Source organism: Arcobacter suis CECT 7833 (genome assembly GCF_003544815.1).
Lineage (GTDB): Bacteria > Campylobacterota > Campylobacteria > Campylobacterales > Arcobacteraceae > Aliarcobacter > Aliarcobacter suis.
In genome coordinates, this window is sequence record NZ_CP032100.1 from 1,531,205 (window position 1) to 1,545,559 (window position 14,355).

Annotated in this window: 17 protein-coding genes and 1 riboswitch; of the genes, 5 read left to right on the plus strand and 12 right to left on the minus strand. The window is 22.9% G+C overall.

All coding sequences use genetic code 11. The features are described from left to right. Positions 1-41: 41 nt before the first annotated feature. The 3 genes from ASUIS_RS13710 to ASUIS_RS07880 form a co-directional block, all read right to left on the minus strand. Complete coding sequence (locus tag ASUIS_RS13710; protein WP_153801669.1) at positions 42-206, minus strand: hypothetical protein; 165 nt, start codon at positions 204-206, stop codon at positions 42-44. Further along, the gene (locus ASUIS_RS07875; RefSeq protein WP_118886516.1) at positions 196-3,027 is read right to left on the minus strand and encodes an HD domain-containing protein; all 2,832 of its coding nucleotides are present in this window, start codon (positions 3,025-3,027) and stop codon (positions 196-198) included. Before ASUIS_RS07875 ends, ASUIS_RS13710 begins: the two co-directional genes overlap by 11 nt. 260 nt (positions 3,028-3,287) lie before the next feature. Continuing rightward, a complete protein-coding gene (locus ASUIS_RS07880) occupies positions 3,288-3,572 on the minus strand; it encodes a hypothetical protein (RefSeq protein ID WP_226799879.1) in 285 nt (94 codons plus the stop codon). A 97-nt stretch (positions 3,573-3,669) separates the two neighbouring features. Between ASUIS_RS07880 and ASUIS_RS07885 the strand changes: the two genes are divergently transcribed. Beyond that, complete coding sequence (locus ASUIS_RS07885; RefSeq protein ID WP_118886517.1) at positions 3,670-3,915, plus strand: helix-turn-helix domain-containing protein; 246 nt, start codon at positions 3,670-3,672, stop codon at positions 3,913-3,915. A gap of 22 nt (positions 3,916-3,937) precedes the next feature. Here ASUIS_RS07885 and ASUIS_RS07890 read toward each other — a convergent pair whose 3' ends face one another. The 3 genes from ASUIS_RS07890 to ASUIS_RS07900 are packed head-to-tail and all read right to left on the minus strand — an operon-like array spanning position 3,938 to position 5,709. Continuing rightward, on the minus strand, positions 3,938-4,969 hold the full coding sequence (locus ASUIS_RS07890; protein WP_118886518.1) for a GNAT family N-acetyltransferase: 1,032 nt from the start codon (positions 4,967-4,969) through the stop codon (positions 3,938-3,940). Beyond that, the gene (locus ASUIS_RS07895) at positions 4,966-5,253 is read right to left on the minus strand and encodes a chorismate mutase (protein WP_118886519.1); all 288 of its coding nucleotides are present in this window, start codon (positions 5,251-5,253) and stop codon (positions 4,966-4,968) included. The genes ASUIS_RS07890 and ASUIS_RS07895 overlap by 4 nt, the downstream gene beginning before the upstream one ends. Before the next feature lie 12 nt (positions 5,254-5,265). Beyond that, positions 5,266-5,709, minus strand: a complete 444-nt coding sequence (locus ASUIS_RS07900) for a GyrI-like domain-containing protein (protein WP_118886520.1) — start codon at positions 5,707-5,709, stop codon at positions 5,266-5,268. A gap of 96 nt (positions 5,710-5,805) precedes the next feature. Further along, positions 5,806-5,947, plus strand: a riboswitch (FMN riboswitch). Positions 5,948-6,018: 71 nt separating this feature from the next. Between ASUIS_RS07900 and ribB the strand changes: the two genes are divergently transcribed. Together ribB and ASUIS_RS07910 are read left to right on the plus strand one after the other, a co-directional pair. After that, a complete protein-coding gene (gene ribB, locus ASUIS_RS07905) occupies positions 6,019-6,636 on the plus strand; it encodes a 3,4-dihydroxy-2-butanone-4-phosphate synthase (protein WP_118886521.1) in 618 nt (205 codons plus the stop codon). Further along, positions 6,633-7,421, plus strand: coding sequence for an ABC transporter ATP-binding protein (locus ASUIS_RS07910; RefSeq protein ID WP_118886522.1), 789 nt, complete (start codon positions 6,633-6,635; stop codon positions 7,419-7,421). The genes ribB and ASUIS_RS07910 overlap by 4 nt, the downstream gene beginning before the upstream one ends. A 58-nt stretch (positions 7,422-7,479) precedes the next feature. Here ASUIS_RS07910 and ASUIS_RS07915 read toward each other — a convergent pair whose 3' ends face one another. After that, on the minus strand, positions 7,480-8,367 hold the full coding sequence (locus ASUIS_RS07915; protein WP_118886523.1) for a cation diffusion facilitator family transporter: 888 nt from the start codon (positions 8,365-8,367) through the stop codon (positions 7,480-7,482). Positions 8,368-8,441: 74 nt separating this feature from the next. Next, positions 8,442-8,807 carry a hypothetical protein gene (locus tag ASUIS_RS07920; protein WP_118886524.1) on the minus strand — a complete coding sequence of 122 codons (366 nt, stop codon included), beginning with the start codon at positions 8,805-8,807 and terminating at the stop codon, positions 8,442-8,444. 313 nt (positions 8,808-9,120) lie between these two features. On the opposite strand from ASUIS_RS07920, the gene ASUIS_RS07925 reads away from it, so the two are divergent. Next, the gene (locus ASUIS_RS07925; protein WP_192894419.1) at positions 9,121-10,251 is read left to right on the plus strand and encodes a tyrosine-type recombinase/integrase; all 1,131 of its coding nucleotides are present in this window, start codon (positions 9,121-9,123) and stop codon (positions 10,249-10,251) included. Positions 10,252-10,420: 169 nt separating this feature from the next. On the opposite strand, the gene ASUIS_RS07930 is transcribed toward ASUIS_RS07925, so the two are convergent. The 3 genes from ASUIS_RS07930 to ASUIS_RS07940 all read right to left on the minus strand — a co-directional run bounded on the left by ASUIS_RS07930 (position 10,421) and on the right by ASUIS_RS07940 (position 12,754). Further along, on the minus strand, positions 10,421-11,272 hold the full coding sequence (locus tag ASUIS_RS07930) for a DUF6710 family protein (RefSeq protein WP_118886525.1): 852 nt from the start codon (positions 11,270-11,272) through the stop codon (positions 10,421-10,423). A 208-nt stretch (positions 11,273-11,480) separates the two neighbouring features. Beyond that, positions 11,481-12,191 carry a nucleotidyl transferase AbiEii/AbiGii toxin family protein gene (locus tag ASUIS_RS07935; protein WP_118886526.1) on the minus strand — a complete coding sequence of 237 codons (711 nt, stop codon included), beginning with the start codon at positions 12,189-12,191 and terminating at the stop codon, positions 11,481-11,483. Further along, positions 12,191-12,754 (minus strand): helix-turn-helix domain-containing protein, encoded by a 564-nt coding sequence (locus tag ASUIS_RS07940; RefSeq protein ID WP_118886527.1) that lies wholly within the window; start codon positions 12,752-12,754, stop codon positions 12,191-12,193. The genes ASUIS_RS07935 and ASUIS_RS07940 overlap by 1 nt, the downstream gene beginning before the upstream one ends. A gap of 488 nt (positions 12,755-13,242) precedes the next feature. On the opposite strand from ASUIS_RS07940, the gene ASUIS_RS07945 reads away from it, so the two are divergent. After that, positions 13,243-13,722, plus strand: a complete 480-nt coding sequence (locus tag ASUIS_RS07945) for a lysozyme inhibitor LprI family protein (RefSeq protein WP_118886528.1) — start codon at positions 13,243-13,245, stop codon at positions 13,720-13,722. Positions 13,723-13,803: 81 nt separating this feature from the next. Here the strand turns inward: ASUIS_RS07945 and ASUIS_RS07950 are convergent, their stop codons facing one another. Continuing rightward, positions 13,804-14,355 (minus strand): DUF6471 domain-containing protein, encoded by a 552-nt coding sequence (locus ASUIS_RS07950; protein ID WP_118886529.1) that lies wholly within the window; start codon positions 14,353-14,355, stop codon positions 13,804-13,806.

Below are 14,355 nucleotides of genomic sequence, written 5' to 3' on the forward strand. Positions count from 1 at the left end.
TAGAAATATATTATTTTTTGGTTTAAAGTGCGTATTATCAATTAAGATTTTAATATTTTTAAATAATAATTTGCTTTTGGTTGAAACTCAAAATCTACTTTTTTTAAATCAAAAAAAGAACTATATTCTTCAAAAGTTCTTCCCGTTATTGCTATGTTTTCTAGCTTTAGGGCATTTTGTTTTTCCTTTATGATTTTATATTTCATCTATGAAATACCATTTTGGAAAATTAATTTTTCTTATTAGATATTGTTCAATTTCATTTTTCTTAATAATCTTATCTTCAACTAATTTTTCTAATACATTAATTTTTAATACTTGATTCAAAGAATCTAAAAATGAATTATTAAAGCAATTTTGAAATTTTGTAGAATAAGGAAACCCATTTTGTAAAACTCCAAAAAAGTGATTTTCTTTATCATCCCATTCAAAATTATTCAAAACAACTTTATGACTATTAAAAGCAACTTTTGCAAAATTATTAGTTATTGAATTTTTAAATGCTTTTACATAAATTTTTTTATCATTTTTATCTAATAATTCACATAAAAAATTATTTTTATTAAATGATACAAAATTTAAATTATAATGATTATTTGAAACTATTACAAAAATATTACTATCTATTTCATCATCTGCACTAGTCCAAGTATAATTATCATTAAAATTTTCAATTTTTAAATCAACTTTTTTATCCACAAGAATCGAATTATAGGTAAATCCTTTAATATTATCAGGACTTGAAACTTTATTATATTTTGAAAATGGTTTTATAAATTGATAAAAGTAGTGAATATTTTGAAAATTTTCAATAATTACAAAATCATAATTATTTTCTGTTAAATATCCTAAAATTAGTTTTTGATTATTATCTTGAATAAATACATTTTTTATAATTGCAATTTTATATGTTTTATCATCACTAAAACTATTTATTATGTCAATGAAACTTGAATATTGATAATTATATTGATTTGTTAGGACTATAATTTTTTTTAAGACTTGAAACATTTTTATATTAAAAATAAAATCTAATTCATTTTGAAAATTCAATATTTTTCCTCTTCCATCATTTAAGAAACTTAATAATTTGTTATAGTCATAATTTTTTTCTATTAAATAATTTATAACTTCAGTAGATATAACCTCTTTTAATTTTTTCAATTCATCATCTTCATGTATTTGATTTCTTGATACTTTTAATTTTAATTTATATTTTGAAGAAATATCAATTTCATATTTAATATTTTTAGAAAAATTTGGAATAATATTTATCCCTCCAATAACGAAATTTTGTTGAGAAAGTCTTGTATTTTTTAAATAATGCTGTCCATAACCATGTAATATTATATAACCGTTCAAATCTTCATTTTCATTGATATCAATTATCTCAATATCGTTAATTAATTTATAATCATCAGGTACATCAATATTGCTTTTATCAAAAGAATAAGTTTTATCTTTCTTAATATCTTTTAAGACAATTGGAATAGAAAATCTTGTCATATTGTTTTCTATAATTTCATTTATAGAAGAACTTTCTATTTTATCAAAAAAATCATCATGTAATTTTAATTTAATACTCGTCCCATTTTGTTTTTTTGTTGTAGGTAATTGCTCTATATATTTATCTTTTACATTCATGATAAAATGTATTGGATTGTATCCTTCTTTAAATGATTCAATTTCTATTGTATCTGAAATCATAAAACAAGAAATAATTCCTATTCCAAAGTTACTTATTGGAGTAAAACTCATTCCCTCTTTTGTAAAATATTTACTTGTATAAAAACTTTTTCCTATTTTTATTACATAATTTTCAAAAGTTTCTACATCAATTCCTATACCATTATCAATTACTTCTAATGTCTTATTATCTGAATCATATTTGATAAAAACTTTTGGATTATAACTAGTAAATTCATCATCTTTTTTATCAAATATTTCTTTATAATATTTACAAGCATCATAAGAATTTTGAATTAACTCTCTAAGAAATATATCTGGCTTATCATATAATTCAGTCCCCATTAAGATATTAAGAACTTTTTCATAATCAAGATTTATTTCTAGCTTCGTATAAATATAACCATCTTCAATAATCTCATGTTTTACTGGTTCTTTTAATTCTAAATAATATTCATTTGAATTATTTTTGTTTAATAATTCCATACTGTCTTTTCGCTCAATTTCAATCCATTCAATAAATTCTTCAACTTTTCTATGAATTTGAATTGATTTTGGCTTAGCATGATATTCTATAAAACTAGTAGAAAAATTACGTCCAGTTATTGATTGATGCTTTAACCATTCTCCTTGACTAATAATATTCTTAATACCTATATGATGAAATAAATAAGGAGGTGTTCTAAAAATATCAAAATCTAAGATATCTCCAAGTCTTAATAAAATAGCTAAATATTGGACATTTACATATTTATCAACTATTAACAATTTTTGAGGAAACTTTTTTTCATCTTCTAAAAATTTAACAGGTTTCTCATGACTTAAAATTATATTTTTTATATAATCTGATAAATCAATCCCTTTAAATTCAAATTCAATTTTATATTCTGCAAAATGATTTTTAAAAACATCTACATAATTACAACTTCTTTGTACATGTGTTCTTCTAATTAATTCTGTTAAGATTTCTTCATCTGAAACACTTGAATCAAATTCTCTTGTAAGTTTTATAAATTCATCACTTTTTAATAACTCTTCTTTTTCTGCATTATTTATTACCATACCTATATCATGTAATAAAACTACATAAATTAATATTTGAATTTCAACTATATTTAGATTTACATTTTGAGGAAGAATTTTACTAATAATATTTAATATTTCATAAGAGTGTTTTATATCATGATTAGTGTATTCGGGCATATTAGATGGTATTCTATTTAATAAATCTGTTACAACTGGAACTAAATGACTTAGTATATTTGTGCTTATTATATTATTATTTTCTCCAAATTGTTCGACTTCTAACAATTTTAATCTGTCCAAAAAATATTTTTCCATATATAAAATCCTAATTTGTATTTTCTGATATTACTATTAAAGTAAACATTTTACCAAAAATAGAATTTAGTATCTATTTTTAATTATTTTCACTCCCAAAAATCCATGACTCTATTTTATGTATTTTTACTATCTTCAAGAATTTGAAAGATTATTTTAAAAGCTATTTTTATGTATTCAGTCTTTTGGATAGTTATTCATTATCTTAAAATATTTTTTTTAAGGTCGAATTTTTGACTTTTAAATTTCAAACTTTCCTATTATAAGTTAAAATAAAATTCTTCAAAATCATTAATATCAGTTTGTTCTAATTTCAAATATTTCTCAATATATTCTTTAAAAATTCCACTTCTTAAAAAGTAATTAAATATTTCTTTATCTATATATTCTTTTTCAACTATTGTATGAAACAATCTTAGAATATCACTCAATTTTTCCGAATTATTAGATGAAATTAATATTTCAAAAATCATTAAATATTCTTCTATTTTAAAAGATTTGCTTGTTTTATCAATAAAATATTCTGATTTAATTCTTAATTTCATTTTTCTTATTCTTTAATGATATATGTATCGTTGAACAAATCATATCAAAGAGTATATTATCAACAACTTAAATATATATATCGTTGGGAAATATAAAATGAATGATTTAGAACTTGAAAATTATGGTGAAAATATTTTGGATATTGTTTCTGCTAATGTAAAAAAATATAGAGAACAAAAAGGTTTAACACAAATGCAGTTGGCTTTAGAGATTGGATTAAGTGGTGGAGCATATCTTGGTCGAGCGGAAATCAGAAAAAATAATCACCATTTTAATATAAAACAACTTGCAAAAATTTCTAAGATTTTGGATGTTGATATTAAAAAGTTTTTTGAAGAATAATTTGAAGTCGAAATTTTCGACCTCAAATTTTCAAATTCATTTCCATACTAAAATTTACCAACTCAATATTTTCTCTTTTAACTAAATTTTCTTTGATTTGTTTAAATCCAAACTTCTCAAAAAAAGGTTTTGCAGTAATGCTTGCATCTGCTTTGATTTTATCTATATTTTTGTTTTTTGCAAGTTCTAGAATATGATTTAAAAGTAGTTTTCCTATTCCACAATTTTGATATTTAAAATGAATATAAAAACAATCAATATACCCATCATAATATTCACAAAATCCTACAATTTTATCTTCAATCATACATAGATATGGTTTTGATTTTTCAAATCTTTTTTCCCAAATCTCTAAATCATAATTTGGATTTGCCCAAGCGTTTAGTTGCTCTTTTGAGTAGTCTTTTTTATTAATATTATGAACTGTATCTATAAAAAGTTCAACTATTTGTTTTAAATATTTTTTATCATAATTAACTATAAAAAATGAAACATCAGGAAAAATATTTATCATTTCATCATAAGTTTTATTTTTAGTCAAACTTTCAACTACAACATCCAAAGGTTTTGAGTAAATTTCTGTTAAATCAAACTCATCTTTTTCTAATTTGAAAGCTAGTTCTTCAAAAGGTGGATTAAACTGTGCATTTACACCTTTTTTATTTCCTCTTGCATCTATTTTATACCAACCATAATTTTTCAAATAAATTGCATTTAAACCATGTAAACAATAAATATCTTTTTTATATTCACTACAAGATAATCTTTGATAACAAAACCCAGCAGGAATGCCATTTGCTCTTAAAAGTGCAGCTAAAAGATGTGATTTTGCATAACACCAACCCGTCTTATATTTTAAAACATCACTAGATATACAAGTTGTAATTTCATCTTTAAAATCTCCACTATGGTGGATATTATCTCTTACATAAATAAAACAGTTTTTTGCTATTTCTTCATCTGTTATACAATCTTTTGATAACTCATGTGCAAGGTTTTGAATATCAGGATTTGTAAAATCTATAACTTGTGTCTCTTCTAAATACTTTTTCATTTCAACTTTTCAAACTCTTTCATCTCAAGCTTTATAAAACTATTTATCATACTTCTATAAACATTTTCAATAACTTCTTCATTTGCACCAGTTGATTTTGCTAAATCTTTTACTTTATTGATAACTTCTTCCACTCTTGTTGGTGCTTTTACATCATCGCTATCTTTTTTGAACTTTGCTGCTTGATTTACAAAATAACCTCGTAAAGCTATTAGTTTTACTATTTGTTCATCAATATTGTTTATGTTATTTCTAACTTCATCTATTGAATTGCATTTAATCATTTTAGATAATCCTTATTTTATAGAAACATAAATCTCTATTTCATCTTCTTTTGCATATTTTTCAAAATCTATTTCAAAAGCTCTTTCATATTCACTGTTTTTTTCAAAATAAGCCCAAATTTCTTCCCATAACTCTACTACAACCATTGGAAGTTCCCCTTGTTTTGTAAAAACTAAATATTTTTTATCTTCAATTACAATAGCATTTTTGGGTTTTGTAACTTCAACACCAACTGTTACTTTGTAGTTACCACTTGCGTCTGATTCGTAGTTGCTATAAACTCCATACATAAAATCACTATTTGCTTTGTCAAAAGTTTTTTTATAAACGTCTTTATCAAAATATTCTTCCCAAAGAGCTGCTATTTTGCCATTTTCTTCACTCATTTCAAATTCATTATTTGTAACTACACTAATACCTGAAATCATTAATTTTTTTACTCTTGTAACTTTCATTTTTACTCTTTATTTTTTATTATTTAAGGATTATATTAAATATTACCTCTAATTTACTTTTTTATCTAAGTAAATTTTCGTTACTATTTTGCAAATTTATTTTCTCAGGGCAAGGTGAAACTCCTTACTGGTGGTAACTATTTTATAGAAGTCCACGAGCGCCTTATTTTATAAGGGTCAAGCAGATTTGGTGAAAATCCAAAACCAACAGTTATAGTCTGGATGAAAGAGAAAATTAAACTATATTATTGTTTATATATTAGGTTTATTGCCCTGATTCGATAAGTTTACTTTATAAAAAGGAAAACTATGAATCAACAAAAAAATATTGAGAATGCTATAAAAGCACTTCAAGATGGAAATGGTATTATCATCACAGATGATAAAAATAGAGAAGACGAAGCTGATATTATTTTTCATGCAAATACAATTACAACTTCACAAATGGCGCTACTTATAAGAGAATGCAGTGGAATTGTGTGTTTATGTTTAACTTCCAAAAAAGTAAAAGAGTTAAATCTATCTATGATGGTTCAATCAAATAATTCAAAATTTCAAACACCATTTACAATTTCAATTGAAGCAAAAGAAGATATAACAACTGGTGTTAGTGCAAAAGATAGAGTAACAACTATAAAATCAGCATTAAAAGAAGATGGAATAAATCATATAATTTCTCCAGGACATATTTTCCCATTATGTGCAAAAGATGGTGGAGTTTTAGAAAGAAATGGACATACTGAAGCTAGTATTGATATAATGAAAATAGCAAATTTGGAACCAAATGCAGTTTTGTGTGAAATTACAAATGAAGATGGTTCTATGGCAAAAGGTGAAGAAATCATAAATTTTGCAAAAAAATATTCAATGCCAATTATTAGTATTGAAGATATTATTGAATATAGATTAAAAAAGGAAATTCTATGAATATTATCGATTTTGAAAATATAAATGTAGGATATGATGAAAAAATTATATTAAAAGATTTAACTCTAAAAATAAAAGAAAAAGAACATTGGGCAATTCTGGGAGCAAATGGAAGTGGGAAATCAACTTTGATGAAACTAATCCAATCTGAAATCCATCCAAGAAAAACAAATGTTTACAAAAAAGAGATTTTAGGAAAAGCAACCTACTCTATTTTTGAACTAAAAAAACAATTAGGAATCATTACAAATGATTTACACAACTATTTTGCAACTCATGGAACTTTTTTAACTGGTTACATAACAGTTTTAAGTGGTCATTACAGTTCAATAGGAGTTTTTAAACATCAAAACTTCACGATAGAGCAACATGAAAAAGCGAAGAAAACTATGGAGTTTTTAGAAATAGAACATCTTGCAGATAAATATATTGCAGAGATGTCAACAGGAGAACTAAGAAAATGTATAGTTGCAAGGGCGTTGATTCACGACCCAAAAGCATTTATTCTTGATGAACCAACAGTTGGACTGGATATAAAAGCGCAAATAAATTTTATAAAAATGCTAAAAAAACTATCAAATCAAGCTTCGATTATTTTGGTAACTCACCATTTAGAAGAGATTTTTGAGGAAATAGAAAATGTAGCTTTGATTTATAATAACACCATTTATAAAAGCGGAAAAAAAGAAGAAATTTTAACAAGTGAAAATCTATCGGAGATTTTTGAAACAAATGTACATATCAATGAAAAAAATAGTAGGTATTTTGTGGAAGAGATTTTTTAACTTTTTACGCTCAAGATTCCTTAAAATAAAACTTTAAAGGAATCTTGAGTTTTTGAATCTAAAACTCAAAAACATCAATATAAATATGAAGTTTATGTTGGTTAAAAGTTTTTTGAATTTTATTTTTTAATTCTTTTATATCTTGTTCTATTTCATAACCTGTCTTATCATCTTTAACGTTTATTGAAATTACCAATAAAACTTCATCCGAACCTATAAACATACTTCTAACTGAATTTAAATGAACTAATACGTGAGATTCTTCTTTAATTAAATTTTTAATTTGTTTTATAGTTTCTCTATCCAAACTTTCACCAACAATCAATTTTTTTAATTCAACAAATAAAATTGTAGATAAAGATAAAAGTAATAATCCAATCATAAGTGCAGCTATTCCATCAAAAATAGGATGAACAAATAAAGAAAGTCCTAGTCCAATTCCTAATATAAAAAGCCCTAATAAAGCCCCTGAATCTTCTATTAAAACTACTAAAATATGAGATGAAGAACTTTTTTCTATTGTTTTAAATATATCTTTTAATTTAGAATTACTCTCTTTTAAAGCAACTCTTAAAGCTCCACCTTCTAAAATAATAGCAAAAATAATAATTCCAACTATAAGCCAAGGATATTGAATTTCTTGAGGATCCATTATTTTATGAATACCTTCATAAATAGAAAATAATCCTCCCAATAAAAATAAAACCACAGCAACAACAAAAGACCAGAAAAAGTTGGCTTTTCCTTGACCAAAAGCGTGAGCTTCTGATTTTCCTCGTCTTGCTTGACTTTGTCCAACTAATACAAGAACTTGATTTCCGCAATCTGCTGTACTGTGAATTGCTTCTGCCATCATAGAAGCAGATCCTGTGAAAAATGCTGCAATACCTTTTGCACAAGCAATAAGACCATTTGCGACTAATGCAGCTTTAACGCTTTTTGACATTTATGTAACCTTTATAATTTAAAAAATTTGTAAATTCGATATATAAAAACTTGATAAGTTTAATCTTGTAAAAATTAAGAAAAAAAAGGAGGTGCACGAGGATTAAATAAATATAATAAATTCTTTTTTAGATAAATATTAATAGCAATATTTATTTTATTCTGGGATAATGGAATAAAAACAACCAAAGTAGAAATTGTACCAACAAAATCTTTATCAAATATTTTTCTTTTTTGTAAATCAAAACTTGTATCTACTTCAAGATTATCTGAATAATTTATTTGTTCATAAGAAGTATAATTACTATTTATATCAATCTGATATTTATTATAACTTTGTTCAGTTAGATAAATAGATGAACTTGTCCATTGGATTAAAAAAAATATTAAAATTAAGAAAGATGCGTTTATATAGTTAAACCTATTTATACGGGAGTTCATTATCACCACTATTAGATTTTAAACTGTAAATACAGTAGATAAGAGAATAGTATAAGTAATATTATTAAAACCTACTTATAAAAAGAATAAACTTACAAAAGAGTTTAGTATAAAAAGATAAATTAGATCAATGGCGACCCCAGCATGATTCGAACATGCGTGTTCTGGAGGAAATCCTAAACTATAAATATTTCCAATAATCCTTAAATATTAAAATACTCAATAAATAGCCTATTTATAGGCTTCTTGCAAACTTGACAAATTCAAATAATCTCTATAAAATTCAATATTATTATTCTAAGGTGGGAAATAAGTGGGAAATATTGAAGCAAAAACAATCAATTATTCTAAAAGATTTAATACCAAATTTAATGGTGTTTTTTATAGAGAATCTATAACAAATGATAAGCTAGATAAAACATATTATATCAGATACAAAGATAAAGACAATAAAGATAAAGAGATAAAAATAGGCAAATATTCTGAGGGATTTAGAGAAAATTATTGCAATCAATTAAGAAATGAAATTATAACAAAACAAAGAATTGGAGAAGAACCTCCAGCTGCAGCAAGAAATAAAAAGAGAACAATTTTATCAATTGAAACTATTTCAGAAAACTATTTTTCTGAAAGAAAAGAGGGACAAAATAAAGGGACAGATAAATCAAATTATAAAAACTATATATTACCCTACTTTAAAACTCTTGATTTTGAAAACATATCTAAAGATGATATACAAGTATTTACAAATCAATTAAAGAAAACAAAATCATTAATAAAAAAAGACCTTATTTCAGATAAAACTATAAACAATATTTTAAACTTTTTAAAAGCTCTGATTAAATACGCATTTAGAAATGACTATATCAAAAATGACTTTTCAAAATATATTCAATTATTAGAGATAGATAATGCTCGAGAAAGATTTTTAACTAAAGATGAGATAAAACTATTGTTTGAATATTCAAAAGATGATGAGACCCTTTATTTGCTTTTTAAACTAGCATTAAATACTGGAGGAAGATTAGCAACACTATTAAATATTCATAAAAAAGATATTGATTTTACACATGATTTAATAACACTAAAAGATTTTAAAAATAATAGTACATATAAAGCTTTTTTAACAGATGATTTAAAAGAGCTTCTTGAGAAAAGAGTAAATTCTTTAAAACCAAATGATATGCTTTTTACATCAAATCCAGAAAGAAGATTAAGAGCTAAGTTAGACGAACTATTTAACAAAGACATTGATGATAATGATAGAAAGAATAAAATTGTATTTCACTCTTTAAGACATACTTTTGCAAGTCATTTAGCTATCAATGGAACACCTATCTTCACAATTCAAAAGCTTATGAACCATAGAGATATAAGAATGACTTTGAGATATGCTAAATTAAGTCCTGATAGTGGGAGAGAAGCTGTTCTGAATTTATATTAATAATAAAGAATTAACTGGTAATACATTTACTTCAATTAATTCAATGGAAGAATAAAAAAATATTGTATAAATTTTATTGAAAAAAAATAACTATTAAGTGATGGAAGTCTTACTTCATCACAAATAGTTACAACTAGACACTATTTTAGATTTTGTTGTTTTGATTTATTTAAGACAGATTTTGCTTAAAAATTTGTTGAGATAATTTAAGCATTATTGCCTCTCGATAATCTTCTATATAATATTTTTCATTATCTAAAATCATTTTATTAAAATAAAATTCTGCTCTTAGAATATTATCATTAAATTTAAATGCTTTTATATCATTAGTAATTTTATATTTTATTTCACTATTTAACATAAAACCTATAGCATTACTATGATTCCCATTTGAAATAATTAAAGTATTAATATCTTTATAATACCTTCCACAATGGTTTTTAAAATCTTGATTAAATCCTCTATTTGTAATTAAACTATATGTTTCTATACCCCTCTTTTTAGTCAATCTATCAATAGACCAAGGACAACTAATAATATGTGGATTTAAAATTTCTTGGATAGAGTCATCAGGTTCAGAAATTAAACTATACATAAAGAATTTTACATTTTTTAATTCTTTTTCTATAGTATCTTTAGGTATATATGTTTTTAAAATATTTCCAATTTGAATATATTTCAAAAAATTTGAAAATAATATTTGATTATATTCATTATTTTCCGTTAAAAAATGATTTGTAATTTGATTAAATATAATTTCTTTGTCTTTTTTTTCAAATATTTCTTTATCTTTATCAAAAAAATACCTAATTTCATCTATATTATGAGAATATTCTTTTTTAAATATTTCATCATCTATTAAAAAATCAAATTTTCTTGATAAAGTCCTTATACTATTTTCTTTTAAATTAATATCTTTTACATATACTAATTTAAAATCATTTTCCCAAAGAACTTTAACAAATTTTTTAATAAAATTTAATTTTAAAGTTTTTATCTTTTTATCAATATAGTCAATCATTAATTATTCCTTTTTTTTAATTAAAGAATAATAACCAGATAACTTTTTTTTGCTATTAAAAATTTAAATAATTATGATTCATTAATAAATAAACAACTAATAATTTTAAATTTATATCACTAAAATACTTACATACTATAAAAGTTTTAACATAAGATTTCAATACAGTACATCTAGTTAACTTTGTTCAATAATTAAATACTGTTTTCTAATCATATGAATAAAGTTTCTCTAATAATACTTCATAAATATATTTTTCTATTTCAGCTCTATACCATTCATAAGATTTTGGATTTTTTACTAAAGTATTAATACCTTCATCATTTGGTCTTTTATAAAATTGAGTTGTAGCTTGTATTTTTTTATATAGATTATCAATGCTATAAGTAATATTATTTTCTAAATAATTATTTATAAAATCATTTGCATTAATATGCTTATTTGATAATATGAAATGAATATCAAATAAATCTCTATATTTTTTTCTATTCCAAAATGCCATAGTTTTCATGTAAATTATAGTATCAAGTGATGCTATTTTTAAAGTTGAGTTTTCATAGTAGCTATATTTATCTTTTTCCCAAATTGATATTTCAGATAAATTAAAAGGTGGTGTAAAAAATTCTACTTTCACACCATTTAACATAAATTTCATATAACTATCATTTATATCTTCTCCATCATTGGTTACATAATCTTCTATTGTTGGGTCATGTTCTAACTTTACAGCATTATATTTATTCATCATATCTTCAATTTCTTTACGAGGTAGTTCAAGTGATGCAAAATCTAAATCTTCTGACAATCTATGATTTATAATATGGCTTAATGCTGTTCCTCCAACAAATTTAAAATCATTTTTTATAAAAAATTCATCATTCATTATCAATTCTAAAGTATCTTTTGTTTTTTTTAGCATTATCTTTTCCTTGTAATATATTTAGCATGTTGATTAAAAGATTTTAATAATTTTATATCTTTTTGTTTTAGTATATATGGTTTAAGTCTATCAATACCAAAATATTTAATAAGTAACATTAATCTTTTTTCATCCCAATTAAAAAGTACAATACTGATAAAATTTGGAATTTCATAAACATGACCATTTTCTACACTATAAAATAGTTCATTACCAAATACCTCTTTATCTAAAATTATTTGTTTTTGTTCTGCTTGTATAATTGGTTTTAAATATATATTCTCATTATTAGCATTTTTATTACTTGAAGTTCTTTCTTTTTGTTCATTAAATTCAAATCCATCTAAAAATCCTAAAAATTGTTCTTCCTTTTTTAATTTTATTAAAATTTGAACAAAATTCTCAAATGAAATTTTTCCTGTTTGTTCAAAACTTTTATAAGTAGCATATTTAATTTCTATAAAATCTGAGAACTCTTCTTGCGTTAAATCTAAAGCAATTCGTTCTGCTCGTATTTTCTTACTTGCTAATTTTAAAATTTTAAGTGTAATATTTAAAATCATATTTGAAACCTTATTTTTTTATTATAATTGCTATTATTTTATCAATTATATATTAAATATATTATTTTTTCAATTTAATTGCTATTATTTTATCAATTATAATTTAATTATAAGTTAAATATTTTATTTTCATTAATAATATGTATATATTTAAGAATTATCATTTTAGTGAGTCCTTATTAATCCTAACTCACTAAAGTGAAATTTATATCACTAAAATACTTTTATTCAATTTCTTTTATACATAAACAATAAAATTCTTTATAAAAATCTATAGTTCTTTACTTTATACGTTATTATTTTTTCTTTTATATTGTTTTAGAATTTCGCTGGCGAAATTTAATAATTATAGTTTTTGTCATATTCATTAAAATTTTGGAATGTAATTTTTACATAAAATATATAATAAAAGTATGTAATATAATTATTTTAATATTTATATATACATTAAAAAGATATTATTCTTTTTACAAAATAAAGGATAAAGAATGAAAAAAATTGTTTTTACATTGGGAATGTTGATTTCACTTAATTTGTTTGCATTTGAAAATAAAGATATAGATACTTTCTTAAAATTAGAATCTTTTGAAACAGTTGAAAAGTTTGAATCATATATTAATAAATATACTCAAGAGTGTTTAGATAATGGATTTGGAGGAACGGGTTCAATACCATGTTTTGTGTCTTATGAACTTTGGGATAAAGAATTAAATATTTATTATAGAAAACTTATGAGTAAATTAACAGCTAAGGAAAAAGAGTTATTAAAAGAATCTCAGAAGAAATGGCTAGAATCTAGAGATAAGACTATTGAATTTAATTCTCTAATGTTAGATAAAAATTATGATCAGGAAGGAACAATGTTTTTGTTAGACAGAGCAAATGTTGCAGATTCAGATATATCTGAAATTATTAAAAATAGAGCTTTATATTTAAAAAATTGGTATGATAAATTAAATAATAGGTAGTGTAAAATGCATAGATAAGTATTTTCTGGATTATTATTGACCATAAATTCCGGAATAATACTTTTCTTCTTTGTCATATTTTTAATATTTTGATACTTTTAACACATTTCCCTTCAAACTATTTACTTTATTAAACAAATCATTTTTTGATAAAACTAAATTATAAAAATCTATAACTTGAGTTTTAGTTAATGATTTATCTTTGTACAAAGAGCTTATATCATCAAATAAAGAAGAATTTATACCTATCCTTGACAATAGTAATTTTTCAACATTGTCTATTTCAATCAAAATCTTTTTATCATTTTCACTTGTACAATTAAATAATGCTGCTAATTCTAAATACTTACTAATAAACTCTTCTTGCGATAAATACTCATCTTTAGAGAACTGTTTATGCTCATTTGATGATATACTAAATTCAATAGTTTCTTCATCTATCACTTTTAATACTTGAGCTAAAAATAAAAATGAAAAAGTACCTTTATTTATTTTTTTCGATAAGTTCTTTTGATTTTCATTTATGCCTTGTTCTTTTAATCTTTTTTCTAGTTCAATATAATTTATATTTTTGCCTTCTAAAATACTTGTTAAATATTTTGTGATTTTATTTTTTAATACTTCTTCATTCAT